We start from the raw sequence: 24494 nt of genomic DNA, 5'->3' as shown, positions 1-24494 counted from the left end.
CTGCTGGCGCCCGGATATGATTCAATCAGATCGGGCTCCAAGGGAGGTTTTCATGAAGAAATATCTGCTTCCTATAATGATTGCTATTACATCGCTTTCTGCAATCGGAGCATATGCCGGTTCCGGCGTCGGCCCGACCACTACACCTGTTTCAGCCAGCTATCTTGTTGGTACGCCTGCACAAAAGCTCACTCTTTTTAATCATCGAAAGGTGGTTTTGATATCGCAGAAGGCAGGCCAGATGGGAGCACGGCTCTGTCAGTATGCCAGCGAGCAAGAATGTTATTCAAAAGACCCGAAATGCAGCCTCGGACAGCCGCAAAATTACGGATGCGCTGTGTGCTCTGACGGCATTTCCTGGAAATGCGTCCCGCTATCATGAATGGGCTTCACACAACAGAAACCGGATAATGACGAAACTATATCAAAAGCCTCCCTTTGACGGGAGGCTTTTTTATGCAGCGTCATGCGCTCTTTTTAAGCGTGTTGACCACATTGCCCCACGGATCGACAAATGTGCTGTCATTACCGCCGCGCGTATCTTCCAGTTCAACCCATGCAAGGCCGGTACGATCCATGTCTCGCTTGCCGGCACCGGCGCTCTGCCAGGCATTGGCTGCGATATGGTGGTGGTAGCGCCCGGTGGACATGAAAACCGCCCGGTCGCCATAGGTCTGGACAGTCTCGAGACCAAGTTCGTTGTGCCAGAAGGTTTCGGCTTCCTGTGCGTTGCCAACGCGCAGATGCACATGGCCGACCACCGTATTCTGCGGCGCAACCGTCCACTCTCCGCCTTCCTTCTTGATGACATCAAGGAGGTTGCCGACATCGAGCGGATCGGTGCTCATGGCCACACGGTCACCGTTCCATTGCCACTCATTGTTCGGACGGTCCGAATAGATTTCGATGCCGTTGCCTTCAGGGTCGGTCAGGTAGATGGCTTCGCTCACCTTGTGGTCCGACGCACCGCTGACCGGCAATTGCTTGTCGATGGCGCGGCGCGACCAGCGCGCGAGATCGCCACGGGTCGGCAGCAGAAACGCGGTGTGATAGAGACCGGCGCTGCGTGGATCGTCCGGCTTGGCTGCGGAAAACTGCTCGATTTCCATCAGTTCGCGATCACCGGCCCCGAGCACGATCGACGCGCCGCGGCGGGTCATCTCGCGCAAACCGACAACGTCGCGGTAATATTCAGCCAGCGTTTCGGCATCGCGCGCCTTGAGGCCGACGCGTGCGACCCGCATCGGCGTGGTCATTGCGAAAGGAAGCGGAGCGACCGGACGCTCGGTTTCGGCTGGCGCCGCTTTCAAATGCTGTGTCATATCGCTCTCCTTCGACGGCATTTCTGCGCGAACAGGAAGAATGTTGGCCATAAAAGCAGTCCCGGCCGCGCCGAGCATTTTGCGTCTGCTGATTGCCATGTCGTCCTCTCCGTCATGTTTCAAATCTTGCGTAAACATCGCCATTTACGGCATGTTTCACAAGATCGCGATCAGCGAACAGCCTGTTCATCATTCGCACGCCTCTATCAATGCGCGCGACACGCAGCGCTTGAAGAAGCCACAAAGCCCCTCTAAATGGGAGGCATGAAAGTCAAAGACGCAGATATCCTTATCATCCCCGGCTATACCAATTCCGGCCCCGATCACTGGCAGACCCGCTGGGAGAGCAAACTCTCCACGGCGCGGCGCGTGCAGCAGGCCGAATGGTCGAAGCCTGTTCGCGAAGACTGGATCGGCGAAGTGGTCAAGGCTGCCAATGCGGCAACGAGGCCCATCGTTCTGGTCGCGCACTCGCTGGGTGTGGCAACTGCCGTTCATGCAGTGCCGCATATCCAGCACAAAGTCGCAGGTGCCTTTTTCGTGGCCCCACCGGATGTTTCCAACGACAAGATCAGGCCCAAGCACCTGATGACGTTCGGACCCTACCCGCGTGAACGCCTGCCGTTCCCGACGATTACGGTCGTGAGCCGCAACGATCCCTTCTCCAGTTTCGAAGCCGCGGAAGACGTGGTGAAGGATTGGGGCGCAATGCTGATCGATGCTGGTGAATCCGGGCATATCAACTCGGAATCCGGGCATGGACCATGGCCGGAAGGCTCGATGGTGTTCGCCGAGTTCATGACGCAGTTACAGGCACCAAAGCATCATTAATGCTTGCGCCAATTAAAAAGGCGGGCCGAGAGCCCGCCTTTTCCTTTTCATGGCTCGAGCTGAATTAGCTGCGAATTGCTTTCGTCAGCGTTTCTGCTGCAAGGCGGATATAGCCGCCGTCATTGCTGAGCGTCAGGAAGCGGAAGCCGAGCGGAATGTAGCGGCGCGCAAATTCCGCGGTCGGCGAATAAATGCCTGCAATCTTGCCAGCCGCGATTGCCTTGCGCGCAATATTGCCAATCGGCTCCACAATCGCATCGGAGTTCGGATTGGCTTCGCGCCCGTTGCTCCAGGCGATCGAGAAATCCGCGGGCCCCACGAAAACGCCATCAATGCCGCGCACGTCCAAAATGGCATCCAGCGCATCATAGGCGTCCCGCGTTTCGATCATCGCGAAAGCAAGCGTATCGTGATTTGCGGTCGTCAGATAATCGTTGGAACCCGGCGTGCCGTAATCCGCATTGGCCCTGAACACGCCCCATGAGCGCTCGCCGACTGGCGGATATTTCATTGCGGCTGCAAACCGTCGCGCATCCTCGACGGAATTGATCATCGGAGCGATGACCGCCTGTGCGCCAAAATCGAGGGCGCGGCTTGCCATGTCGAAACGGCCGACGGGAATGCGCACGACCGGCGGCTTGCCGGCATTCAGGATAAGGCCAAGCGAGCGAAGCACGCTCGCCTCGTCGTGACCGCCATGCTGCATGTCGAGCGTTACGGCGTCGAAAGCGCTATGGGCGAGAATTTCGACAGTCAGAGGTTCAGGAAGCGAGGACCATGCGGAGAGCACTGTTTCCCCGGCGCGAAGGCGCGAAGACAACGACATTCGGATTTCCTTCATTTCATAAATTCAGGGCGGAAATGCCACCGGCACATCCGCCCTGAATTATTCATCAATCCTGCTTCACCTGACGAATGGCTTCCTCTAGGAAAGCAAACATCTTCTCGCGGATGACCTCGTCCGCAACGCTCACGCCTGCAGCGTCGAAGTCGGCGCGGATCTTGCGGAAAACATCCTCGTCGCCAGCTTCCTCGAAGTCAGCGGCAACGACTTCCTTGGCATAGGCTTCCGCTTCCGCATCCTTCTTGCCAAGCTGGTCTGCGGCCCAGAGTCCCAGAAGCTTGTTGCGGCGTGCCTCCGCCTTGAAGCGCAGTTCCGCATCAAGCGCGAATTTCTTTTCAAAAGCGTCGCGGCGATCATCCATGCCAGTGGTCATTCATAAAGCTCCCAGACTTACAAGTTAGAAGAGATCGTCATCCGTTCTCTTGCCTAAAGCTGGCAAGGGGCGCAAGATTATACAAGGGCTTAAAGACCACTTTCTTGCGACTCATACGTAAACTTGCGTCAGAAACGCCGAAAACGGGGGAACGGGCACAAAGCAGGATTGTTAAAAGCCCACAATTGCTATAGGTAGCCCGCGAGAATAGCGGCTGAGAGCCGATCACCATAAATATGGAAATCCGAGAAAAGCCATGAACCGTCGCCGCCGTATTTACGAGGGCAAGGCCAAGATTCTTTACGAAGGCCCTGAACCCGGTACGCTAGTCCAATTTTTCAAAGATGACGCAACTGCCTTCAATGCAAAGAAGCATGAAGTCATCGACGGGAAAGGCGTGCTGAACAACCGCATTTCCGAGCATATTTTCACCCAGCTCAACCGCATCGGCATTCCGACGCACTTCATTCGCCGCCTCAACATGCGTGAGCAGCTGATCAAGGAAGTGGAAATCATTCCGCTTGAAGTGGTTGTGCGCAACGTCGCAGCCGGTTCGCTGGCCAAGCGCCTTGGCCTCGAAGAAGGCACCATCCTGCCGCGCTCGATCATCGAGTTCTACTACAAGGCCGATGCACTCGACGACCCGATGGTCACCGAAGAACACATCACGGCCTTCGGCTGGGCAAGCCCGCAGGAAATCGACGACATCATGGCGCTTGCCATTCGCGTCAACGACTTCCTCACCGGCCTGTTCCTCGGCATCGGCATCCAGCTTGTCGATTTCAAGATGGAATGCGGACGCCTCTGGGAAGGCGACATGATGCGCATCGTCGTCGCCGACGAAATTTCGCCGGACTCGGCGCGTCTGTGGGACATTACCACCAATGACAAGCTCGACAAGGACCGTTTCCGCCGCGATATGGGCGGACTGGTCGAAGCCTATCAGGAAGTGGCGCGCCGTCTCGGCATCATGAACGAGAACGATACGCCGCGCCCGTCCGGCCCCACGCTTGTGAAATAACCATCCGCCCAGCCCGGAAGGGCATGGTCCCGAAAGGTGGAAGCCGGTTTTCGGGATCATGCCAAACAAGCCTTCCGGGCTGTTTCATTCGTTCTAAAATTGCAGGAACTACAGAGTGATCAAGGCACGCGTCACCGTTACACTGAAAAACGGCGTTCTCGACCCGCAGGGCAAGGCAATCGTCGGCGCGCTTGGCAGCCTCGGTTTCGAGGGCGTCAACTCCGCACGTCAGGGCAAGGTGTTCGATCTGGAACTGGAAGGTTCTGACAAGGCCAAGGCCGAAGCGGACCTCAAGGCCATGTGCGAGAAGCTGCTCGCCAACACCGTGATTGAAGATTATTCCATCGCCATCGCCTGAGCCCAATAAAGGAAGCAGTCGCCATGAAATCCGCAGTCATTCTCCTTCCCGGTCTCAATCGCGATCGCGACATGATCGCGGCGCTGACAAAGATCACCGGACAGGCTCCGGTCACCGTCTGGCAGACTGACACCAGCATTCCGGACGATGTGGACCTGATCCTGATCCCCGGCGGTTTCTCCTATGGCGATTATCTGCGTTGCGGTGCCATTGCAGCCCGCATGCCGATCATGCAGGCCGTCCGCGAGAAGGCCGACAAGGGCGTCATGGTCATGGGCGTCTGCAACGGCTTCCAGATCCTCGTTGAAGCCGGACTTCTGCCGGGCGCGCTGATGCGCAATGCCTCGCTGAAATTCGTCTGCCGCGAAGTGAAACTCGAAGTGACCAACGCCAACACGTCGTTCACGCGCGGCTACCGGCCGGGCCAGATCATCCGTTGCCCGGTCGCGCATCATGACGGCAATTATTTTGCCGATGCCGAAACGCTGAAGCGCATCGAAGGTGAAGGCCAGGTTGTATTCCGCTATGCCGAAGGCACCAATCCGAACGGATCGGTCAACGACATTGCTGGCATCGTCAATGCACGCGGCAATGTGCTCGGCATGATGCCGCACCCGGAAAACCTGATCGAAGCAGCCCATGGCGGCGACGACGGACGGGCGCTTTTTGCGGGCGCACTCGGCGTCGCGGCGTAAGCTGGCAAACAGATAAACAAAAAAGGCGGCTCGGTTGAAGCCGCCTTTTTTGTTGCGCCTGCCTCGCCTCAAAACTGCACTGGCAAAGCGCCGGGTTTCGTGGCAGCTTGGCTTCTGGGGCCTCTGACAGATGAGAAACCGTTGGATCGCCTCACATTTGTTTTCTGCATTTCCCGGCATAATGCGTCCACATTTTTGCTGGAAATGCCTCACAGATTTTAGCGATATAGAATCAGGGGAACTTCACTCATGCAGCTTTATTCCAGGCCTCTCTCCCCCTACTCATCTTTCGTGCGCAGCGTGCTTTATCTGAAGGACCTCCCGTTCAAGCCGATGAACCTTTCCTATCCGTTTCCGGCCGATTTCAGCAATGTCACGCCGCTTCGTCGCATACCGGTGCTGATCACCAGTTCAGGCGAAACACTGTTCGAAGCCGCTGTCATCGCGGAATATCTGGAAGATCATTTTCCCGAAACATCCGTGCTGCCCGGCACGCCGCGCGAGCGCGCGCTCATCCGCCTGCTGGCGCGCGTGACGGAACTCGATGTGCTTGGACCAACGATGAAGCTTTTCATCCTGTTGAGCAAACCGGAACGCGACAGCGCAAGCATCGATCGCCTGTTCGACAAGATGCATACCGGCCTGAAAGTCGTCGAAAGCCGTCTGTCGGACACAGCTTTCGCCGCAGGAGACGAACCCACCCTTGCGGATTGCTGGCTGCTGCCGGTACGTTTCCTGATGGAACCGTTGAAGAAGCTTTCCGGCAAAGCGGATTTGCTGGACGAGTTTCCGAAATTCGATGCATATGCAGCCAAGGCAAAACAGCATCCGGTTTTTGAGCGCATCTGGAACGAGATGAGCGATGGACTGAAGGCCTTCATGCCGCAACTCGCCTGACAATTACCCCTACCCCTCATGCGTGCATTCCTGAAGGCACGCACTATCGGAGCCCTCCTTGAAGACCAAGACTTTCGCTCTTCTGGCCCTTCCGGCCATTGCATTGCTTGCAGCCTGCACCTCCAGCAAACCCACGGGGCCTGTCGCCGTCGATGCCAGCAAGGCGGCGTTGCCAACCATGGAACGTATCGCGCTGGCGGCCAATAGCTGCTGGTTCAAATCGAAGGACAAGGATTTCCGCGGCTATTCACTTGCACCGGAACTGAATTCTTTCACCGGTCGTCCGCGCATCCTGGTCGTGCCTGCGCGCAACCCCGCATCGCGTCCGCTGCTCGTCGTGCAAGCGCAAGGAAACCCGGCTCGTGTGGAAACTTTCGGCCCGATGATGGGTGAAAGCCATGGCGGACGCATCGCCGCCGATGTCAACCGCTGGGCTTCGGGCCAGAGCGGCTGCCAGTAATCAAGCTGTCGCGGAAAGCTGCTTTTCGCGACAGATTTACAGCGCGTCTCGATCAGACCGGATCAGATCGACGCTCTAATCCTTTGTCTTAACGCGCATCTTTTCCGAAAACCGTTTCACACTTTTCGGGATGCGCTCTAACGCAAATGAAAGCGTACTTTTCGCGATTCCCGCTCGGCTTCTCCGCGCTGCAGCCCAATGTCGCGCAGCTGATCGTCTGTCAGTTCGCCCAAGGCGATCCGGCTGCGCCGTAGCATCATGCGATAGGAGAACCAGTCCAGAACGCGCCGTACATATCCGATCTGCGGCCGGGATGCCGCCGACAGATTGGCCTGCAATGCTTTTGGCAAATCCGTAATGTTATCTGCCACAGGCACGGGCAAAATTGTGTCTATTGTCTCGGTTTGCGGTCTGAAATAAAACATTGGCTCGATCCATTCATTACCAGCTGGAGCCCGTTGGGAGCCGGGAAGCAGTCGAGGCAAACCGCATGTTGCCCGGGCGTCTGCATCGTCACCAGCAGCGACAGAATTGACTCTATAATTGACTTGGCAATAGGTACAATTTATAAGTTGTCACCATGACAAATTGGATTCCCGACCTTTCCGGCAAGTCCGGCCCGTTTTACCTGCAACTTGCCGACGCCATCGAAGAGGCTATCGGAAATGGCGGTTTGCCGGCGGGCGCAAAGCTTCCGCCGCAGCGCAATCTCGCATTCGATTTGAAGGTAACAATCGGCACAATTGGCCGCGCCTATGCGCTGGCCCATGAGCGCGGCCTTGTGACGGGCGAAGTCGGTCGCGGAACCTATGTCCTGGGTGAAGAACCCGCCGACAATGCGCTGACCGCCTCCGGCATCGCGGGCACAAAGCCCGCCGACGTCCCATCCGGTAAAATCCGCTTCGACACGACGGCAGCGCCGGATGTTGGCCAACATGAAGTTCTGGCCAAAATCAATGCCGAAATTCACCGGGATTTTCCGCAGGATATTGCGAGCTATTCGCGCTATTTTCCGCAACACTGGCTGGAAGCCGGACAAAGATGGGTTTCGCGGGCCGACTGGCGGCCAGACCTCGAAAATATCGTCGTCACCAACGGCGCGCAGGCTGCGAGCATTGCCATCATCACGGCCTTTACCAATCCGGGCGATCGCATCCTGTTTGAAAACCTGACTTACGCGCAGATCAGCCGATCCGTGCGCCTTCTCGGGCGACGCACCATTCAGGCGGGTCTGGATGAATATGGGCTGATCCCGGAGGAGTTTGAACGCGCCTGCCGCCAGCAGCATCCGACGCTCGCCTTCCTGATGCCGACGCTGCATAATCCCACATTATCCACCATGCCGGAAGAACGCCGCCGCGCCATTGCCGACATTGCCCGGCGTTACAATGTCTGGCTCATCGAAGACGATATCTATGGCGTCATGTGCGACAGCCGGATACCGCCGCTCGCGAGCTTTGCGCCCGAACGCACCTTCGTCGTTTCCGGCCTGTCGAAAGCCGTTGCTGCAGGCATTCGCAGTGGCTGGGTCGCCTGCCCCGCGCATTGCGCGCAACGCGTGAAGGTAACGCACAAGATGGTCACCGGCGGCGCGGCCTTCCTGCTTGCAGAAACCGGCGCGCAGCTTGTGTTATCCGGCGAGGCAGACGCCATTCACGGCAAATGCCACGAAGAAACGGTCATTCGCGAACAAATGGCGAGGAAAATCTTCGATGGCTTCGATTTCGTTTCCAAGCCTACAATTCCGTTTCTCTGGATGAGCCTGCCCGAACCATGGCTTTCGGGAACATTCAAGGCAGCCGCCTATGAAAGCGGAATCCTCATCGATGATGAGGATGAGTTCAAGGCCGGGCGTGTCGATCAGATCTATCACCGGGTCCGCGTTGCCTTTTCTTCTCCGGCTGATCGCAGTGTCGTTGAAAACAGTTTTCTGACGCTCCGCCGCCTGCTCGAAAACGAACAGGCCGGATATGAGGGGAGTGTTTGACGGGCTTGGCCTCGTTTTATCGTTATTGATATACGATTGAGGCCGGGAAAGCGGTATTTTCCTGTCGCGCACTGCCGCAACATAGGTTAAAGAGGCGCCTTGAAACCTTAGGTGTCCGTCCTTCGCCAGAAGTTTCCGGGTGCCACAGCCTGCGACGGGGTTCCCCATTTCCATGACTATTTCCAATACGCGAGACATCACGCCGGAATTGATCGAAGCGCATGGCCTCAAGCCGGACGAGTATCAGCGCATTCTTGAACTGATCGGACGCGAGCCAACCTTCACAGAGCTCGGCATTTTCTCGGCCATGTGGAACGAGCATTGTTCCTACAAGTCCTCCAAGAAATGGCTGCGCACGCTGCCGACCAGCGGACCGCGCGTCATTCAGGGCCCGGGCGAGAATGCAGGCGTCGTGGATATTGGCGATGGCGATTGCATCGTCTTCAAGATGGAAAGCCACAATCACCCATCCTATATCGAGCCCTATCAGGGTGCGGCGACCGGCGTGGGCGGCATTCTGCGCGACGTGTTCACCATGGGCGCGCGCCCCGTTGCGGCAATGAATGCGCTGCGCTTCGGCGAACCCGATCATCCGAAGACCCGCCATCTCGTTTCGGGCGTCGTTTCAGGCGTCGGCGGCTATGGCAATTCCTTCGGCGTGCCGACTGTCGGCGGTGAGGTGAATTTCGACAAGCGCTATAACGGCAATATCCTCGTCAATGCTTTCGCTGCGGGTCTCGCCAGGACCGATGGCATTTTCTATTCCAAGGCAGAAGGCGTCGGCCTGCCGGTCGTCTATCTCGGCGCGAAGACGGGCCGCGATGGCGTCGGCGGTGCAACGATGGCATCGGCTGAATTCGACGAGTCGATCGAAGAAAAGCGTCCGACCGTCCAGGTTGGCGATCCGTTCACCGAAAAATGCCTGCTTGAAGCCTGCCTTGAGCTGATGGCTTCCGGCGCCGTCATCGCCATTCAGGATATGGGTGCGGCTGGCCTCACCTGCTCCGCCGTCGAAATGGGCGCCAAGGGCGATCTCGGCATCGAACTCATCCTCGATCATGTTCCCGTTCGCGAAGAGAACATGACGGCCTATGAAATGATGCTGTCGGAAAGCCAGGAGCGTATGCTCATGGTTCTTAAGCCAGAAAAGGAAGCCGAAGCCCAAGCCATTTTCCGAAAATGGGGCCTTGATTTCGCAATTGTCGGCAAGACGACCGACGATCTGCGCTTCCGCGTCATCCATCAGGGCGAGGAAGTCGCCAACCTGCCGATCAAGGATCTGGGCGACGAAGCGCCGGAATATGATCGTCCGTGGATGGAGCCCGGCAAGCACGCGCCGCTTCCAGCCAGCAATGTGCCGCAAGTGGAAGATTATTCCGCTGCCCTGCTCAAGCTTATCGGCTCGCCCGATCTTTCGTCGCGTCGCTGGGTTTACGAACAGTACGATACGCTCATTCAGGGCAACTCGTTGCAGGTTCCCGGCGGTGACGCCGGTGTTATCCGCGTGGAAGGCCACGACACCAAGGCTCTCGCCTTCTCTTCCGACGTGACCCCGCGTTATTGCGAAGCCGATCCGTTTGAAGGCGGCAAGCAGGCTGTGGCCGAATGCTGGCGCAACATCACGGCGACCGGCGCGGAACCGCTGGCATCGACCGACAATCTGAACTTCGGCAATCCCGAAAAGCCGGAAATCATGGGCCAGTTCGTCAAGGCCATCGAAGGCATTGGCGAAGCCTGCCGCGCGCTGGATTTCCCGATCGTCTCCGGCAATGTCTCGCTCTACAACGAGACCAACGGCCAGGCCATTCTGCCAACGCCGACCATTGCTGGCGTCGGTCTCATCCCGGATTGGTCGCAAATGGCGAAGATCGGCGGCATGCAGGACGGCGATACGCTGGTTCTGCTTGGCGGTGACGGCACCCATCTCGGCCAGTCGGTTTACCTGCGTGATCTGTTCGACCGCGCCGATGGCCCAGCCCCGACCGTCGATCTTGCGCTTGAAAAGCGCAATGGCGAGTTTGTTCGCTCGGCTATCCGCAACGGTCAGGTCACGGCATGTCACGACCTTTCCGATGGCGGCCTGGCGATTGCCGTTGCGGAAATGGCAATCAAGTCCGGCAAGGGCGCCGTGATCGATGCCGGTGACGGCCTGCCACATGCCGCACTTTTCGGTGAAGATCAGGCGCGTTATGTCGTCGCGGCCACCGCTGAAATGGCAAAGCTCATCGCCCTCAATGCCGAAGGCGCTGGCGTTCCTTTCCGCGTGCTCGGCACCGTCGGCGGCGACCGCCTGAAGATCGGCGATATTGTCGATGTCGGTGTCGCCGACCTGACCGATGCTTTTGAAGGCTGGTTCCCGGCCTTCATGAGCGGCGAGCCGGTGAGTGATAACTGACCTGATTTCGCATTGCTGATACTTTTCCCGCCCGGATGGAAAGCCTGTCCGGGCGGTTTGCTTGTCATTGATTTAAACGTTAGACAGATGATTGTTGACGTTCCACGATGGTGCGTTACGATTCGATAAAACGATAAGAAGATGCCGGAAACGGCGGGAGATTTTGCATGGCTATGGACGCACATGAGATCGAAAAACTGATACGCGAGGGGATTCCCGACGCAAAGGTGACGATCCGCGACCTTGCCGGAGACGGAGACCATTATGCCGCCGAGGTTGTCGCGGAAAGTTTTCGCGGAAAGTCCCGCGTGCAGCAGCACCAGATGGTCTATGATGCGCTGAAGGGCAATATGGGCGGCGTGCTGCATGCACTCGCCTTGCAGACAAGCGTACCGGAATAACAAAAACCTTTCGCGGGAGTGGCATTGGCTGCGGCAAGATGCTGCTCCCTCGAAAGTAAATTTCTCGCGCATTTGACTTGCTTTCGCCCGATCCGGGTGGTTACCAGCATTCAAAGCGACTATATTCGGGAAGACCTCCCCAGTTTGCGCCGGAATTTGCCTCGGCGTATTTGTTTAGCGCATGATCCTGTCCGGAAAGTCAGGCAACTTTTCGGGGTTATGCTTGGAAAGGACCGCAAATGACCGGCATCAACGATTTCATCGACAATGAAGTGAAGACCAACGACGTCGTGCTTTTCATGAAGGGCACGCCGGGTTTCCCGCAGTGCGGTTTCTCCGGTCAGGTCGTCCAGATCCTCGACTATCTCGGCGTGGAATATAAGGGCGTCAACGTTCTGTCCTCGGACGAACTGCGTCAGGGCATCAAGGAATATTCGAGCTGGCCAACTATCCCGCAGCTTTATGTGAAGGGCGAATTCGTCGGCGGCTGCGATATCGTGCGCGAAATGTTCCAATCGAACGAATTGCAGGCACTTTTTACCGATAAGGGTATTGCCACCAAGGCAGCTTGAGGATTAATTGCCGGTTATACGGCTTCAGCCTCACCTTTTCCGAAGGCGCCGTTCCACGGCGCCTTTCGCGTTTTGCTAGATGTTCAACGACGGATTTCCATCCGTCGGCTTCTGCTTTCTAAATTTTGTCTTTCGTATCGTGTCCCCCGACGCGATGCGCCACCTTGCCAGGGAATGCCAGTCATGCCGCTCGACATCAAGAACGGTTCGCCGGACCAGAAGACCTCCATGCGTGGACGCGGAGAATTCATCGCGCTCATCGCTGCCATCATGGCCATCAATGCGCTGGCAGTCGACATCATGCTGCCCGGTCTGCCGCAGATCGGCGCGAGCCTTGGCGTGCAGTCGGAAAACCACGTCCAGTTCGTCATTACCGCCTATCTGCTCGGCTTCGGCGTTTCGCAGCTGTTCTATGGGCCGCTGAGCGACCGCTTCGGCCGCCGCCTGCCGCTGTTCGGCGGATTGGTGATCTACATCGTGGCCGCTCTGGGAGCGGCTGTCGTGACCGATTTCACGACGCTGATCGTCCTGCGCGTTCTGCAGGGGCTTGGCGCTGCCGGAACGCGCGTCATTGCCGTCTCGGTGGTCCGCGACAAGTTTGCCGGCCGCCAGATGGCCGAGGTGATGTCGCTCGTCATGATGGTTTTCATGATCCTGCCCGTCGTCGCGCCTGCCACCGGCCAGCTCATCATGCTGTTCGGCGAGTGGCACCTCATCTTCCTGTCGATGGCGCTGATGGCGCTTGTCGTCGGCATGTGGGCCTTTTTTCGTCTGCCCGAAACCCTTCCCGCTTCCAGCCGGCGTCCGTTGACGGTCAAGAGCGTGATCGGCGGCTTCGGGATCGTCCTGTCGAACCGCGTCGCCCTGTTCTACATGCTGGGCACATCGTTCATCCTCGGTGCGCTGTTCGGCTACATCAATTCGGCGCAGCAGATCTTCGTCGATATCTATAAGCTCGGCGCCTTGTTTCCATTGGCATTCGCTGCGGTCGCCATGACGCTGGCGCTCGCCTCGTTCATGAACTCGCGCCTCGTCGGCCGCTTCGGCATGCGCCGGATTTCGCAGACAATGCTGCTGGTCTTCACCGGCTTCAGCCTGTTGTGGATGATCCTTTCGGCGACCATGGCAAGCCCCGTTCCCTTCCCGATCCTGATGGCGATCTACATGACGATCATGTTCTCGTTCAGCCTCGTGACCGCCAACTTCAATGCGCTGGCAATGGAACCGCTCGGCGAAGTTGCCGGAACTGCCTCCTCCGTCCTGGGCTTTGCACAGACGGTGATCGGCGCGGCGCTGGGTGCCGTTATCGGGCAGGCGTTCGACGGCACCACGACGCCGGTTGCAACCGGCTATTGCGTGCTTGGATTCGTAGCGCTTGGCTGCGTTCTGATTGCCGAACGCGGACGGTTGTTCAGGGTGCAAAACCCGCCCGCCGAACACGTGATTTGATCGCGTATCACTGATAAACAATCAAAGCCCGCTCATAGTTAGCGGGCTTTTCTTATGCCGTGCACATGCTATCAATTGGTGGCTTCGGGGGCGAAAGCAGAACGCGCCAGCCAGCAGGCGCATCGGGGAGGATAAGCCACCCCGACTTTGGCAAGGGCTTTGCTCTCGAACCGGAGTGACACAAATGGGTTTATTACCCGTTAGTATCACGCTGACGATAAAGAAAACCCGCACGGGCTGGCAATGCTACGTGCGGGTCCAATTCTTTACGTAAGCGAAACGGGTTGGGAGTTCGCGCTTCCAACACACTCCGCCAATATAATGCCCCGGTGCCAAAAACACAAGCGGGCTGGCTACTCTGCCCAGAGTGCGGCCTGAATGTCCTGCCAGCTCTCCTTGCTGGGCGCCACCAGAAGACCGCCGCCGGTGTGGGAAGGCAGATAGGCGCTTCCGTCCCATCGTGCGAGATAGCCGCCCGCTTCCTGATGGATCAGCGCTCCCGGCAGATGGTCCCAGGGCATAAGCTTGTTATAGACCGCGAAATGCGCGCCACCCGTTGCGATAATCCGATATTCGTGCGCCGCGCAGCGATAGCCGATCTGCGACAGGAATTTTGTATGGTTACGCGCCAGACGCGACCGTATCGGCTCAGCCGTATACTGCCAGGAAATCGAGCCGGTCATCTGATTGATCGAGGCGGGTTCGGCGACGCCGACCTTGCTCACATCTCCATTGGCGTGGCGAATATAGCTTCCACCGCCCTTCGACGCCATGATCCAGTCATTGCCGACCGGATCGTGGATGATACCGGCAATCGTTTCACCCTTCGACACAACCGCAAGCATCACGCCGAAAAGCGGAACGCCGGATGCAAAGTTGAAAGTGCCATCGACCGGATCGATTGTGAAGGCAAGTTCCGCATCGCCCAGTCCGTCCAGCAGAGCCTCATTGTCGGAGCACGCCTCCTCACCGACGATCACCGCGTCGGCAAAGCGTTCCCTGAGCCTTGCAGTGATGTAGCGCTCCGCATTCACATCCGCTTCCGTGACCAGATCGGCGGCGGAGGTCTTCTGCCTTATATCGCCGGCATCCAGCCTGCGGAACCGCGGCATGATCTCCTGACGCGCCGCATCTGCCAGCAAATCCGCCAGCCAGTCCATCTGCCCATCATCAAAGCGCATCATCACCCCCGTTGTTCAGTGTCAGTCCCGCAAAATCGAACAGCTTGCGATCGAGCAGATGGCTTGGCCGCACATTCGTCATGGCGCGGATCATCGTGTCCTTGCGCCCCGGCATGCGCTTTTCGATGTCGGTCAACATGGCCTTCATCGCATTGCGCTGCAACCCTTCCTGACTGCCGCACAGGTCGCATGGAATGATCGGGAACTGCATCGCGGTCGCAAACTTCTCCAGATCGTCTTCCGCCGCATAGGCCAGCGGGCGAAACACCATCAGGTCGCCCTCGTCATTGACCAGTTTCGGCGGCATGGCGGCAAGCCGCCCGCCATGGAACAGGTTCATGAAAAAGGTTTCGAGAATATCCTCGCGGTGATGGCCGAGCACGACCGCGGAACAGCCTTCCTCCCGCGCGACCCGGTAGAGATTGCCGCGGCGCAGGCGCGAGCAGAGCGAGCAATAGGTGCTCGTTTCCGGCAGCTTGTCGGTAACGATGGAATAGGTGTCCTGATATTCGATCCGGTGTTCGATCCCGTATCGATTGAGAAAATCCGGCAGGATGTGCTTTGGAAAATTCGGCTGGCCCTGATCCAGATTGACCGCCAGCAGTTCGACAGGCAGCAGGCCGCGCCATTTCAGGTCTAGAAGCAGAGCCAGAAGGCCGTAGGAATCCTTGCCGCCCGAAAGGCAGACCATCCAGCGCTCACCGGGCTTCACCATCGAAAAATCCTCGATGGCCTGACGCGTCAGACGCAGGAGGCGCTTGCGCAGCTTGTTGAATTCCACCGTGGCCGGCACATCGCGGAACAGGGGATGACAGCCGCTGCTGTCGGCGTCTTCGGCAATATCAGGATCGAAAGCGTTCATGGTGCTTCCCGAAAATTGAGGATGTTGCAGGCTTCATACCGAAAAGCTGACACGGGGAAAACCGGGAAACCGCAATTCTTTGCACTGAAATGCGTAATCGATCCATCCCAGGCATTCCGGGCGCAAAACCGCTTCGCTTTTGAACGAAAAAGCCGCGCTGCATATACAGCGCGGCTTTTTCGATTTCGGCATATATCCAGCGCGCCAGAGCGCGCATGGAATTAACGCGAATAGAATTCGACGACCAGGTTCGGTTCCATCTGGACGGCGTAAGGAACGTCCGTCAGGGTCGGAACGCGGGCGTAGGTCGCAACCAGCTTGTTGTGGTCGACTTCAATGTAGTCCGGAACATCACGTTCTGCGAGCTGAACAGCTTCGAGAACGATAACCAGCTGCTTCGACTTTTCGCGAACTTCAACAACGTCACCGGCCTTCAGGCGGTAAGACTGGATGTTGACGCGGCGACCGTTCACATTCACGTGGCCGTGGTTGATGAACTGGCGGGCAGCAAAGATCGTCGGAACGAACTTGGCGCGGTACACGACTGCATCGAGACGCGATTCCAGCAGACCGATCAGGTTTTCACCGGTGTCGCCCTTGCGGCGAGCGGCTTCTTCGTAGGTCTTGCGGAACTGCTTTTCGGAGATGTCGCCGTAGAAGCCCTTGAGCTTCTGCTTTGCGCGCAGCTGCACGCCGAAGTCCGAGAGCTTGCCCTTGCGGCGCTGGCCGTGCTGGCCCGGGCCATATTCACGGCGGTTTACCGGGGACTTCGGACGGCCCCAGATGTTTTCGCCAAGACGGCGATCAATTTTGTACTTAGCGGATTCGCGCTTGCTCATCGCATTTCCTTCAAAGAGTTATAGCGCCCGAAGGCGCTGGAGGAAACGCGCCCTCCTCTGCCCTCCGTTTTCGAGGACTGACAGGATGAAGCGCGCGAGCGCAATCTTCATCCACGGGACACGTCAAATGAAACGCCAGCGCGAAAACGCGCCAGCGATGGGCGGCTTTTAGTCATGCAGCTGTTATCTTGTCAAGCAGGCACAGGCGAAAAAGCCGGAAAAACCGGTGTTCGGGGCGTGTTTCCTACCATTTGCTACGCCCTGCCATCAAGCGTGAAGGAACATCATTCCCTGTTTCATCATTAGCCCTGACGGAACCGCTATTCATGAGGCTTCAATGGCTTTGTCTTTTCTTCCGTCCGGCAAGAGTGCTTTTACCGCTCTGATCGCGCTCGGCCTCGTTACGATACCCTATTCATCCAGCATTTTTTCCGGCGAGGCGCAGGCGCAAACCTTCATTGAACGCATTCTCAAACAGGACGCGCAGAAGGCAAGGCAGCATCGAAAACGCCCGGCGGTCAGGCACAGCCAAAGGAAATCCACTCCGAAGCAACAAACGGCAAGACAAGCCGACCCAGCACCGGCAAGGGCCGAACCAAAGCCCGCGCCCCGATTCACGGCACCTGTTCCAATTCCGGCTCCGCGCCCGGAGGAAACGACAAATGGGAAAAGGGAGCCGGAAGTCCCGCCTGTTCCCGACGAAAAGCCGGGGGACGAGCGGCAGGAACAACCGCCTACCGCGCCGCCTCCATCCCCGGACATTCCGGCGATCGTTCCAGAACCGACCGACAACCCGAAACAGACGGAACAGAAGCCGGAAACGGAGGAACGTGTCTATCAGGTTTCCTGCCCGGCGCTGATCTCCGGCGAAGTCCAGGGCAAGCTCCTGCCCCCGATCACGGACAGCGGCCAATGCGGGGTTCATTCCCCCCTGTCCCTGACCGCCATCGGCAAGGACGGGCCTTTGAAATTCGCCAACGCAGTGACCACGAATTGCGCAATGGCCGTCACGCTGGCGCAGTGGAGCAGCGAAGTCGCCAAAGCCGCCCGGGATGTTTACGGACCGGGTGCAAAAATCACCGAAATCGGCGTCGGCTCGGACTATCAATGCCGGAAGGTAAACGGTGCATCGTCGGGGCGGGTTTCCGAACATGCCTTTGCCAACGCACTCGACATCATGTCGTTCACATTTACGGACGGCAGCAAAACGCAGCTGGAAAGCGGCTGGAACGGCAGCGACAAGGAAAAGGCGTTCTGGCGCGCCGTGCACGGTGCGAGCTGCAAGCTCTTCATGACCGTGATCGGACCGGACGGCGATGCCGCGCATCGCACCAACATGCATCTCGACCAAGGTTGCCATGGCAAATCCTGTCTTGCACGTATTTGCCAATAAGCTATCGTAAGCGTTGGAAATTCATAAAAAAATCAGAATTGCGCCTGTAATCTCCGTTCCATTATCGATTCAATTCCGCCTGATCGCGAGTGAAAGACGGATCTCCACGAGGACATGGGCATGAAATCGACAAAACTCATACTTTCCGCAATATTCGCACTTGGCTTTTCGGCTGCGGCGCAGGCCGACGCCGTTCCCAAGCGTTCGAAGGATTTTACAGGCAACTACCAGACGCTCGTCAAGGATCAGCGGGTCGCGCCGCAGATCGCCGACTGCATCGCCAGCGGCTATGATTATGTGAAGAAGAGCAAGAAATATGATCGTCTCGGCTTCACCAAGGACGATATTTCGGACGCGCAAACCGATGATAAATCATCGAAATTCAGCACGAGCGATCCGCGCAAGGTATCGGCTGTGATTTCGGTCCCCGGCGAAGCGCGCAACAAGGGCGTTTCAGCGAAGTGGGACAGCATCACGCTGCGCTGCGGCATTACGGACGGAAAGCTGAAAGCAATCGAACTCGCACCAAACAAGTCCGACAAGTAACGGCCTACGTCGAGCACCTGAAGCGTGTTGCGTTCAATCGCACTCAAGCAACACGCTTTAAGTTTTGTTTTACGCACTTCTTGAGCGGAAAACCGATTCCCGCTTTTCCGCGATGCTTTGATGGCGCACGGCTATCCTGTTCAGTGCTTCTTCTTGTCGTCTACGTGCTGGGGCAGACTTTTGCGTTTGGTTTCAGCAAACTCTTCCAGTTCCTTTTCGGTCATCGATTCATACATTTCCTTCGACGCACCGATGAGTTCGCTTTTCTTGATCTCGCCGCGCTTGGCAGCAAGGGCAGCTCCGGCTGCTTTCTGTTGGGCCTGTGATTTTGCGGGCATGGCTTTCTCTCCTGTCTGACAAAACAAACGCAGGGGGAGACGGGCCGGTTCCCCTTTTATTCGGTGTCTCCGTCAAAACGTGAGCGTGCATCGCGAAGCAGATCACGGTTCTTGACTGCCCATTGGCCGAGCACATCGATCGGCACTGCCAGAGAATGTCCAAGCTCGGTCAGTGCATACTCCACCTCAGGCGGAGATGTCGGGCGAACACGCCGGGAAACAAGCCCGTCCCGTTCCAGCGACCGTAACGTGACCGTCAACATGCGTTGCGAAATGCCCTCAATGGAGCGCCGCAATGCATTGAAGCGCATAGAACCTTCCTGAAGATTGAAAATCACAAGAATGCTCCATGTGTCGCCCACCCGGTCCAGCACCTCACGGATCGGACAGGTGCCATCCCCATCGGTTTGAAACGCCGTGGTCGACGAGAGCAGAGGCGTTTTGCCATCTGGACGTGTCGGTATCGTCATCGGTTTCTCCTGAACATACGGTCTGTGACCGATGTGCTTTCCGTCATTCAAGCCATGGCACTTTCGTACCCGCATGCCTCATCCCCTGGCTGCGGAAAGTATGTAAATACAAACAGATAGCGCATTTTTGCGTCTTTGGATCATCGAAACCGTCCTGAACACTTGCCTTCGACGCGGTTACTTCCATGTACCCTGAACATGTAAAAGTGCGTTCTTCACACGCATGGCGGTATCGCTTATGTGGTTATCAGAAATAACCTGATTATGAAACATACCTTAATTCATTCCATACGAGAAGATCGGAAAGGAAATGCCATGACCAAGATCGCACTCATCGGCGCAACAGGCTTTGTAGGCGCCGCAATTCTCAAGGAAGCGGCAGCGCGCGGTGACCAGGTTACCGCACTGGTTCGCCATCCGGAGAAAGTGGAAAGGCTCGCCAATGTGACAGCGGTGAAGGCCGACGTATTCGACACCGACGCGCTTGCAAGCCAGCTTGCAGGACATGATATCGTGATTTCGGCTTACAATCCGGGCTGGAGTGACAAGAATATCCGCGAAAACCACATCAATGGCAGCCGTTCCATCACCGAAGCCACCAAAAAGGCGGGCATCAAGCGCCTCATAGCGGTTGGCGGCGCAGGCAGTCTTTCCATCAATGGCAAGCAGTTGGTCGACTCGCCTGAGTTTCCCGCCGAATGGAAGGAGGGCGCGCTTGGTGCCCGTCAGGCACTCGACGAATTGCGCCGGGAGGATGCACTGGAATGGACTTTCGTGTCGCCAGCGATCATTCTCCAGCCGGGCGAACGCACCGGAAAATATCGTCTGGGGGGCGACGAACCGGTGTTCGGCGACAAGGGTGAAAGCAAGATTTCCGTGGCCGATCTGGCTGTCGCCATTCTGGACGAAGCTGAAAAAGGCCAGCATATCCGCAAGCGTTTCACAGCCGCCTATTGAGGCAAATCACAGAAATGCCACATTTTTGACGGGCGCTCGACACAAAATCGGTGGTGAAATACACACATCACCACCGGTTTTTCGCCCCAAAAGTCCACAAAACGGGTTTGCCGCCGCTCTGCCTTAATTATCTCAAACCAGTTCTACATCCACCACGCCGTGAATGGCTTTCATGGCGCTCGCGATCTGCGGACTGACACGATAACGGTGCGGCAGTTCGATCTCGACTTCGCGCTGGCCATTATCCTTGATGACGATGAGACTCACCTGCCCGTCGCCACGCGTATTGAAATGCGGCGCGATATGACGGACCGCGTCGGCGGAGCGCAGATAAAGCCGCATCGCCTTCTGCATCCGGCAGGCCTCGTCTTCGAGGGACTGCACCGTCTGGATACGCAGGCCGATGCCTTCGGGACGGTTTTCCGCCTGAACAGTAATGACCACCGACTTGCCGCTTTCCAGAAGATCGCGATATTGCGCGAGCCCTTCCGAAAACAGCACTGCTTCGAACTGGCCGCTGGCATCGGACAGCTGCACGATACCCATCTTGTTGCCGGTCCGCGTCTTGCGCTCCTGACGCGCTGTCACGGTGCCCGCCAGACGTCCGGCATTGGCGCCGCGCTTGACGGCTGCGGAAAAATCCGCCCAGCTTTGAACGCGCATCCGGTTCAGCACATCGCGATATTCATCGAGCGGATGCGCCGACAGATAGAAGCCGACCGCCTGAAATTCGCGATGCAGCATTTCGGAAGGCAGCCAGGGTGCCGCCTGCGGCAGGATGAGTGTTTCCTTGGGAGCGCCGGACAGGCCGAAAATATCGGACTGGCCGCTCGCCGCATTTTCCTGCGTGCGCTGGGCAAAGCCCATGATGCGATCCATGCCCGCGCTCATTGCGGGGCGATCCCGACCGAAACAATCCATCGCGCCAGCATTGATGAGACTTTCCAGCACGCGGCGATTGACGATGCGCGGATCGACACGCTCGCAGAAATCCTCAAGGCTTTCAAAAGGCTTTTCGGCCCGCACATCGACAATATGATCGACCGCCGCTTCGCCCACGCCCTTGATGGCGGCGAGCGAATAGAAAATCTGCTTCTCGCCCACTTCAAACGGACGGAACGACGTCATCACCGATGGCGGCACGACCTCGATGCCCAGGCGGTTCGCCTCGCGGCGGAAATCGTTGAGCTTGTCTGTATTCGACATATCGTAGGTCATCGACGCGGCCAGAAACTCGACCGGGTAATGCGCCTTCATATAGGCCGTCTGGTACGATACGATGGCATAGGCGGCGGCGTGCGACTTGTTGAAGCCGTAGTCGGCGAACTTGGCCAAGAGGTCGAAGATCATGTTAGCCTGTGCCTTGTCGACACCGCCTTCGATCGCGCCATCCACGAAACGGACACGCTGCTTGTCCATTTCCTCGCGGATCTTCTTGCCCATGGCGCGGCGCAAAAGGTCAGCTTCACCGAGCGAGTAGCCCGAAAGCACCTGCGCGATCTGCATCACCTGTTCCTGATAGACGATAACGCCCTGCGTTTCCTTGATCAGGTGATCGATCTTCGGATGAATGGAGGCGATCTCCTCCTCGCCGTTCTTGCGCGCATTATAGGTCGGGATGTTCTCCATCGGACCGGGACGATAAAGCGCCACAAGCGCAATAATGTCCTCGATCCGGTCCGGGCGCATGCCGAGCAGCGCCTTTCGCATGCCGGCACTTTCAACCTGGAACACGCCAACCGTTTCGCCGCGCGACAGCATTTCATAGGTGAGCGGATCATCAAGCGGCACATGCGACAGGTCGATCTCGATGCCCTTGCGCGCCACCAGCTTGACCGCCGTTTCCAGAACCGTCAGCGTCTTGAGACCAAGGAAGTCGAACTTGACCAGCCCCGCCTGCTCGACCCATTTCATGTTGAACTGGGTGACCGGCATATCCGAACGCGGATCGCGATACATGGGCACCAGTTCGGACAGCGGACGATCACCGATCACGATACCGGCGGCGTGGGTCGATGCGTGGCGGTAAAGCCCCTCGAGCTTGAGCGCCATGTCGAGCAGCCGCCCGACGACCGGCTCCTTCTCACGCTCTTCATTGATCTTCGGCTCGGTCTCGATGGCCTGCGCCAGCGATACGGGATTGGCCGGGTTCTGCGGCACCAGCTTGCAGAGACGATCAACCTGACCGTAAGGCATTTCCAGAACGCGCCCCACGTCGCGCAGCACGGCGCGGGCTTGCAAGGTTCCGAAAGTGATGATCTGCGCAACCTGATCGCGCCCGTATTTTTCCTGCACATAGCGGATCACCTCTTCACGGCGATCCTGACAGAAATCGATATCGAAGTCGGGCATCGAAACGCGATCCGGATTGAGGAAGCGTTCGAAAAGCAGCGAGAAGCGCAGCGGATCGACATCGGTAATCGTCAGCGCATAGGCGACGAGCGAACCGGCACCGGAACCACGGCCCGGCCCGACCGGAATGCCATGGGCCTTCGCCCATTTGATGAAGTCGGCAACGATCAGGAAGTAGCCGGGGAACTTCATGCGGGTGATGATGCCGATCTCGTATTCAAGACGCTCGGCATATTGTTCTGCCGTATAGCCTTCCGCGAGACCCGCCGTTTCCAGACGCATCTTCAGGCCCTCGCGCGCCTGCCGAGCCAGCTCGTCGGCCTCTGCCTGAAGAGCGGCTTCCGGGTCGTCCGATTCACCTGTGAAACGCGGCAGGATCGGCTTGCGCGTCTGCGTGTACCAGCTGCAGCGCTGCGCAATCTCGACCGTGTTTTCGAGCGCCTCCGGCAGATCGGAAAAAAGCGCCGCCATTTCTGCGCGGCTTTTCAGGTGATGATCCGGTGTCAGGCGGCGGCGATCATCGTTGGAAAGAACCTGCCCGTCCGCAATGGCGAGAAGCGCATCATGCGCCTCGAAATCCTCCGCCTTGAGAAAGAAAGCTTCGTTGGTGGCCACCAGAGGCAAATCCATCTCATAGGCAAGCGCGACAGTCTTTGCTTCCAACGCACGGTCAAAGCCCGCGAAGCGTTGCAACTCGACATAAAGCCGGTCGCCAAAAACCTCCCGCAGAAAGGCAAGCCGCGAATGTGCCCTGTCCGGCCTGTCAGCGGAAAAGGACCGGCCAATGGGGCCAAGCGGTCCTCCCGTCAGAACGATCACATCCTTTGACAAGGCGGGAAGCCAGCCCGCCGCTATGTGCACCGGGTCGCCCGCCGGTGTGTCCAGATATGCGCGACTGACAAGCCGCACGATATTCGCATAGCCCTCCTCCGTTGCCGCAAGCAGCACGATGGGGGCAAGATCGAGCGCAAGCCTGCGATTGGCGCTGCGTCCGTTATCGTTATGGTCGCCGAAGGCGATGTCGAGCTGGCAGCCGATAATCGGCTGCAAACCGTCCTTCGATGCCTTCTGTGCGAATTCCAGCGCACCGAACAGATTGTTGGTGTCCGTGACCGCGATAGCCGGCGCCTCGTCGGCAATCGCCTGTTTGATGATCTTGCCGAGCGGCAATGCGCCTTCCAGCAAGGAATAGGCCGAGTGTACGCGCAGATGCACGAAACGTGGCGTCAAAGCACCGTCATTTGCTGCATTGCCTGCTGCTGCATCACTCATTCCGTCGACCCCGATCATCTGCTGAACCGCACGGATGGACATACATCCGATACGGATAACCGCCTATAGCAATTGCATCGATGGCGAAACTTGTTCGTCGTCCATCAAGGCTGGCGTCTGGCGACTCTGCCGCCTGAAAGCATCAGTTTCGGGGAATGATGTGGCGATGTCCAGTAAGACTATCGCCGCCTTGGCGCGGGTTCACAGGAACCCGCTATTTCCTTCAAATCGCGCTCACCCAGATGGCGAAAGTTGCAATGAACAGGCTTACCGAAATGAAAGACAGAACGTCGTGGACGAGATCGGTCATGTTGGAAACTCCTCTGTGTTCACGTATGTTTATTTTTTGTTCTATTTTTGTTCCAAAGTCAACACCCGTTCTGCAACGGCATTCATTTTAGGGTTTACGAATAGTGAATACACAACCGCAGGCAGGAGCGGCGAGAACAGAGTGATGGTGACGCTGCCGGGCTATGTTCAGGCAAAGCCGCACCTCGCCCTTCGAGACGCCGCCTGCGGCGGCTCCTCAGGATGAGGTGCTGGCGAGGGCCGGTTCCATGACCGCCCGGCCACCAAGACAGGGGTACGGGAATATAGGCAGGCCCAGAGGCCCGGCCCGATCAAACGCTAGCGGAACAGATGGTAGAGCACTGGCTGTCCGTTCAGGAGTGCGCGGACG

Annotated in this window: 26 protein-coding genes; 16 read left to right on the top strand and 10 right to left on the bottom strand. The window is 57.7% G+C overall.

The features are described from left to right. Nucleotides 1-52: 52 nt before the first annotated feature. A complete protein-coding gene (locus J9800_RS05810; protein ID WP_112587912.1) occupies nt 53-382 on the top strand; it encodes a hypothetical protein in 330 nt (109 codons plus the stop codon). A gap of 82 nt (nt 383-464) precedes the next feature. On the opposite strand, the gene J9800_RS05805 is transcribed toward J9800_RS05810, so the two are convergent. Next, the gene (locus J9800_RS05805) at nt 465-1421 is read right to left on the bottom strand and encodes a VOC family protein (protein WP_502696716.1); all 957 of its coding nucleotides are present in this window, start codon (nt 1419-1421) and stop codon (nt 465-467) included. A 165-nt stretch (nt 1422-1586) separates the two neighbouring features. Between J9800_RS05805 and J9800_RS05800 the strand changes: the two genes are divergently transcribed. Then, complete coding sequence (locus J9800_RS05800) at nt 1587-2153, top strand: alpha/beta hydrolase (protein ID WP_112588354.1); 567 nt, start codon at nt 1587-1589, stop codon at nt 2151-2153. Nucleotides 2154-2217: 64 nt separating this feature from the next. Here J9800_RS05800 and J9800_RS05795 read toward each other — a convergent pair whose 3' ends face one another. Both J9800_RS05795 and J9800_RS05790 read right to left on the bottom strand, forming a co-directional pair. Further along, entirely contained in the window at nt 2218-2985 is a 768-nt protein-coding gene (locus J9800_RS05795; RefSeq protein WP_205315914.1) for an HpcH/HpaI aldolase family protein, read from the bottom strand. A 61-nt stretch (nt 2986-3046) separates the two neighbouring features. Continuing rightward, the gene (locus J9800_RS05790; RefSeq protein ID WP_112587910.1) at nt 3047-3370 is read right to left on the bottom strand and encodes a DUF1476 domain-containing protein; all 324 of its coding nucleotides are present in this window, start codon (nt 3368-3370) and stop codon (nt 3047-3049) included. Nucleotides 3371-3626: 256 nt separating this feature from the next. On the opposite strand from J9800_RS05790, the gene purC reads away from it, so the two are divergent. The 5 genes from purC to J9800_RS05765 all read left to right on the top strand — a co-directional run bounded on the left by purC (nt 3627) and on the right by J9800_RS05765 (nt 6801). Then, nucleotides 3627-4391, top strand: a complete 765-nt coding sequence (gene purC / locus J9800_RS05785) for a phosphoribosylaminoimidazolesuccinocarboxamide synthase (RefSeq protein WP_004688254.1) — start codon at nt 3627-3629, stop codon at nt 4389-4391. A gap of 115 nt (nt 4392-4506) precedes the next feature. Next, nucleotides 4507-4749 (top strand): phosphoribosylformylglycinamidine synthase subunit PurS, encoded by a 243-nt coding sequence (gene purS, locus J9800_RS05780; RefSeq protein ID WP_112587908.1) that lies wholly within the window; start codon nt 4507-4509, stop codon nt 4747-4749. 23 nt (nt 4750-4772) lie between these two features. After that, nucleotides 4773-5444 carry a phosphoribosylformylglycinamidine synthase subunit PurQ gene (purQ, locus tag J9800_RS05775; RefSeq protein ID WP_114215548.1) on the top strand — a complete coding sequence of 224 codons (672 nt, stop codon included), beginning with the start codon at nt 4773-4775 and terminating at the stop codon, nt 5442-5444. A 249-nt stretch (nt 5445-5693) separates the two neighbouring features. Beyond that, the gene (locus tag J9800_RS05770) at nt 5694-6341 is read left to right on the top strand and encodes a glutathione S-transferase family protein (protein ID WP_114215549.1); all 648 of its coding nucleotides are present in this window, start codon (nt 5694-5696) and stop codon (nt 6339-6341) included. A 58-nt stretch (nt 6342-6399) separates the two neighbouring features. Continuing rightward, nucleotides 6400-6801 (top strand): hypothetical protein, encoded by a 402-nt coding sequence (locus J9800_RS05765; RefSeq protein ID WP_114215550.1) that lies wholly within the window; start codon nt 6400-6402, stop codon nt 6799-6801. Nucleotides 6802-6938: 137 nt separating this feature from the next. On the opposite strand, the gene J9800_RS05760 is transcribed toward J9800_RS05765, so the two are convergent. Beyond that, nucleotides 6939-7226: a DUF1127 domain-containing protein gene (locus tag J9800_RS05760; RefSeq protein ID WP_205315909.1), complete on the bottom strand. Its 288-nt coding sequence runs from the start codon at nt 7224-7226 to the stop codon at nt 6939-6941. 155 nt (nt 7227-7381) lie between these two features. Between J9800_RS05760 and J9800_RS05755 the strand changes: the two genes are divergently transcribed. From J9800_RS05755 to J9800_RS05735, 5 genes are all read left to right on the top strand, one after another. Next, nucleotides 7382-8788: an aminotransferase-like domain-containing protein gene (locus tag J9800_RS05755; RefSeq protein WP_114215551.1), complete on the top strand. Its 1407-nt coding sequence runs from the start codon at nt 7382-7384 to the stop codon at nt 8786-8788. Nucleotides 8789-8960: 172 nt separating this feature from the next. Next, on the top strand, nt 8961-11183 hold the full coding sequence (purL, locus tag J9800_RS05750) for a phosphoribosylformylglycinamidine synthase subunit PurL (protein ID WP_114215552.1): 2223 nt from the start codon (nt 8961-8963) through the stop codon (nt 11181-11183). Between the two features lie 167 nt (nt 11184-11350). Continuing rightward, entirely contained in the window at nt 11351-11584 is a 234-nt protein-coding gene (locus tag J9800_RS05745) for a BolA/IbaG family iron-sulfur metabolism protein (protein WP_006466620.1), read from the top strand. A gap of 239 nt (nt 11585-11823) precedes the next feature. Beyond that, on the top strand, nt 11824-12156 hold the full coding sequence (gene grxD, locus J9800_RS05740) for a Grx4 family monothiol glutaredoxin (protein ID WP_112587901.1): 333 nt from the start codon (nt 11824-11826) through the stop codon (nt 12154-12156). 183 nt (nt 12157-12339) lie between these two features. After that, on the top strand, nt 12340-13605 hold the full coding sequence (locus J9800_RS05735; RefSeq protein WP_112587899.1) for a multidrug effflux MFS transporter: 1266 nt from the start codon (nt 12340-12342) through the stop codon (nt 13603-13605). A 353-nt stretch (nt 13606-13958) separates the two neighbouring features. Here J9800_RS05735 and J9800_RS05730 read toward each other — a convergent pair whose 3' ends face one another. The 3 genes from J9800_RS05730 to rpsD all read right to left on the bottom strand — a co-directional run bounded on the left by J9800_RS05730 (nt 13959) and on the right by rpsD (nt 16487). Then, entirely contained in the window at nt 13959-14786 is an 828-nt protein-coding gene (locus J9800_RS05730) for an inositol monophosphatase family protein (protein WP_114215717.1), read from the bottom strand. Continuing rightward, nucleotides 14776-15648 (bottom strand): tRNA 2-thiocytidine(32) synthetase TtcA, encoded by an 873-nt coding sequence (ttcA, locus tag J9800_RS05725; RefSeq protein WP_114215553.1) that lies wholly within the window; start codon nt 15646-15648, stop codon nt 14776-14778. Before ttcA ends, J9800_RS05730 begins: the two co-directional genes overlap by 11 nt. Nucleotides 15649-15869: 221 nt before the next feature. Further along, complete coding sequence (gene rpsD, locus J9800_RS05720; RefSeq protein ID WP_006471794.1) at nt 15870-16487, bottom strand: 30S ribosomal protein S4; 618 nt, start codon at nt 16485-16487, stop codon at nt 15870-15872. A gap of 337 nt (nt 16488-16824) precedes the next feature. On the opposite strand from rpsD, the gene J9800_RS05715 reads away from it, so the two are divergent. Then, entirely contained in the window at nt 16825-17880 is a 1056-nt protein-coding gene (locus J9800_RS05715; protein ID WP_114215554.1) for an extensin-like domain-containing protein, read from the top strand. A gap of 120 nt (nt 17881-18000) precedes the next feature. After that, the gene (gene bspC / locus J9800_RS05710; protein WP_114215718.1) at nt 18001-18426 is read left to right on the top strand and encodes a type IV secretion system effector BspC; all 426 of its coding nucleotides are present in this window, start codon (nt 18001-18003) and stop codon (nt 18424-18426) included. 140 nt (nt 18427-18566) lie between these two features. Here the strand turns inward: bspC and J9800_RS05705 are convergent, their stop codons facing one another. Together J9800_RS05705 and J9800_RS05700 are read right to left on the bottom strand one after the other, a co-directional pair. After that, nucleotides 18567-18764 (bottom strand): DUF3008 family protein, encoded by a 198-nt coding sequence (locus J9800_RS05705; protein ID WP_112587895.1) that lies wholly within the window; start codon nt 18762-18764, stop codon nt 18567-18569. Nucleotides 18765-18820: 56 nt separating this feature from the next. Next, a complete protein-coding gene (locus J9800_RS05700) occupies nt 18821-19234 on the bottom strand; it encodes a winged helix-turn-helix transcriptional regulator (RefSeq protein WP_114215555.1) in 414 nt (137 codons plus the stop codon). Between the two features lie 315 nt (nt 19235-19549). Between J9800_RS05700 and J9800_RS05695 the strand changes: the two genes are divergently transcribed. Continuing rightward, nucleotides 19550-20191 (top strand): NAD(P)-dependent oxidoreductase, encoded by a 642-nt coding sequence (locus J9800_RS05695; RefSeq protein ID WP_114215556.1) that lies wholly within the window; start codon nt 19550-19552, stop codon nt 20189-20191. Between the two features lie 132 nt (nt 20192-20323). Here the strand turns inward: J9800_RS05695 and dnaE are convergent, their stop codons facing one another. After that, the gene (gene dnaE / locus J9800_RS05690) at nt 20324-23815 is read right to left on the bottom strand and encodes a DNA polymerase III subunit alpha (RefSeq protein WP_114215719.1); all 3492 of its coding nucleotides are present in this window, start codon (nt 23813-23815) and stop codon (nt 20324-20326) included. A gap of 166 nt (nt 23816-23981) precedes the next feature. On the opposite strand from dnaE, the gene J9800_RS05685 reads away from it, so the two are divergent. Beyond that, on the top strand, nt 23982-24350 hold the full coding sequence (locus J9800_RS05685; RefSeq protein WP_162792636.1) for a hypothetical protein: 369 nt from the start codon (nt 23982-23984) through the stop codon (nt 24348-24350). Nucleotides 24351-24494 lie beyond the last annotated feature (144 nt).

This window comes from Ochrobactrum sp. AP1BH01-1 (genome assembly GCF_018066705.1).
In the GTDB taxonomy this organism is placed as follows: domain Bacteria; phylum Pseudomonadota; class Alphaproteobacteria; order Rhizobiales; family Rhizobiaceae; genus Brucella.
Note: the sequence above shows the minus strand (reverse complement) of the source record. Positions and strands in the feature narration are given on the sequence as shown.

Excerpts from the sequence above, each read along its gene's own strand:
- J9800_RS05700 (WP_114215555.1), bottom strand. The coding sequence starts at position 19,234 with ATGACGATACCGACACGTCCAGATGGCAAAACGCCTCTGCTCTCGTCG.
- bspC (WP_114215718.1), top strand. The coding sequence starts at position 18,001 with ATGAAATCGACAAAACTCATACTTTCCGCAATATTCGCACTTGGCTTT.
- J9800_RS05730 (WP_114215717.1), bottom strand. The coding sequence starts at position 14,786 with ATGCGCTTTGATGATGGGCAGATGGACTGGCTGGCGGATTTGCTGGCA.
- ttcA (WP_114215553.1), bottom strand. The coding sequence starts at position 15,648 with ATGAACGCTTTCGATCCTGATATTGCCGAAGACGCCGACAGCAGCGGC.
- J9800_RS05770 (WP_114215549.1), top strand. The coding sequence starts at position 5,694 with ATGCAGCTTTATTCCAGGCCTCTCTCCCCCTACTCATCTTTCGTGCGC.
- J9800_RS05755 (WP_114215551.1), top strand. The coding sequence starts at position 7,382 with ATGACAAATTGGATTCCCGACCTTTCCGGCAAGTCCGGCCCGTTTTAC.
- J9800_RS05805 (WP_502696716.1), bottom strand. The coding sequence starts at position 1,421 with ATGGCAATCAGCAGACGCAAAATGCTCGGCGCGGCCGGGACTGCTTTT.
- J9800_RS05715 (WP_114215554.1), top strand. The coding sequence starts at position 16,825 with ATGGCTTTGTCTTTTCTTCCGTCCGGCAAGAGTGCTTTTACCGCTCTG.
- purL (WP_114215552.1), top strand. The coding sequence starts at position 8,961 with ATGACTATTTCCAATACGCGAGACATCACGCCGGAATTGATCGAAGCG.
- J9800_RS05705 (WP_112587895.1), bottom strand. The coding sequence starts at position 18,764 with ATGCCCGCAAAATCACAGGCCCAACAGAAAGCAGCCGGAGCTGCCCTT.
- J9800_RS05695 (WP_114215556.1), top strand. The coding sequence starts at position 19,550 with ATGACCAAGATCGCACTCATCGGCGCAACAGGCTTTGTAGGCGCCGCA.
- grxD (WP_112587901.1), top strand. The coding sequence starts at position 11,824 with ATGACCGGCATCAACGATTTCATCGACAATGAAGTGAAGACCAACGAC.
- purQ (WP_114215548.1), top strand. The coding sequence starts at position 4,773 with ATGAAATCCGCAGTCATTCTCCTTCCCGGTCTCAATCGCGATCGCGAC.
- rpsD (WP_006471794.1), bottom strand. The coding sequence starts at position 16,487 with ATGAGCAAGCGCGAATCCGCTAAGTACAAAATTGATCGCCGTCTTGGC.
- J9800_RS05790 (WP_112587910.1), bottom strand. The coding sequence starts at position 3,370 with ATGACCACTGGCATGGATGATCGCCGCGACGCTTTTGAAAAGAAATTC.
- purC (WP_004688254.1), top strand. The coding sequence starts at position 3,627 with ATGAACCGTCGCCGCCGTATTTACGAGGGCAAGGCCAAGATTCTTTAC.
- dnaE (WP_114215719.1), bottom strand. The coding sequence starts at position 23,815 with ATGAGTGATGCAGCAGCAGGCAATGCAGCAAATGACGGTGCTTTGACG.
- J9800_RS05760 (WP_205315909.1), bottom strand. The coding sequence starts at position 7,226 with ATGTTTTATTTCAGACCGCAAACCGAGACAATAGACACAATTTTGCCC.
- J9800_RS05745 (WP_006466620.1), top strand. The coding sequence starts at position 11,351 with ATGGCTATGGACGCACATGAGATCGAAAAACTGATACGCGAGGGGATT.
- J9800_RS05735 (WP_112587899.1), top strand. The coding sequence starts at position 12,340 with ATGCCGCTCGACATCAAGAACGGTTCGCCGGACCAGAAGACCTCCATG.
- J9800_RS05685 (WP_162792636.1), top strand. The coding sequence starts at position 23,982 with ATGTCCAGTAAGACTATCGCCGCCTTGGCGCGGGTTCACAGGAACCCG.
- J9800_RS05800 (WP_112588354.1), top strand. The coding sequence starts at position 1,587 with ATGAAAGTCAAAGACGCAGATATCCTTATCATCCCCGGCTATACCAAT.
- J9800_RS05810 (WP_112587912.1), top strand. The coding sequence starts at position 53 with ATGAAGAAATATCTGCTTCCTATAATGATTGCTATTACATCGCTTTCT.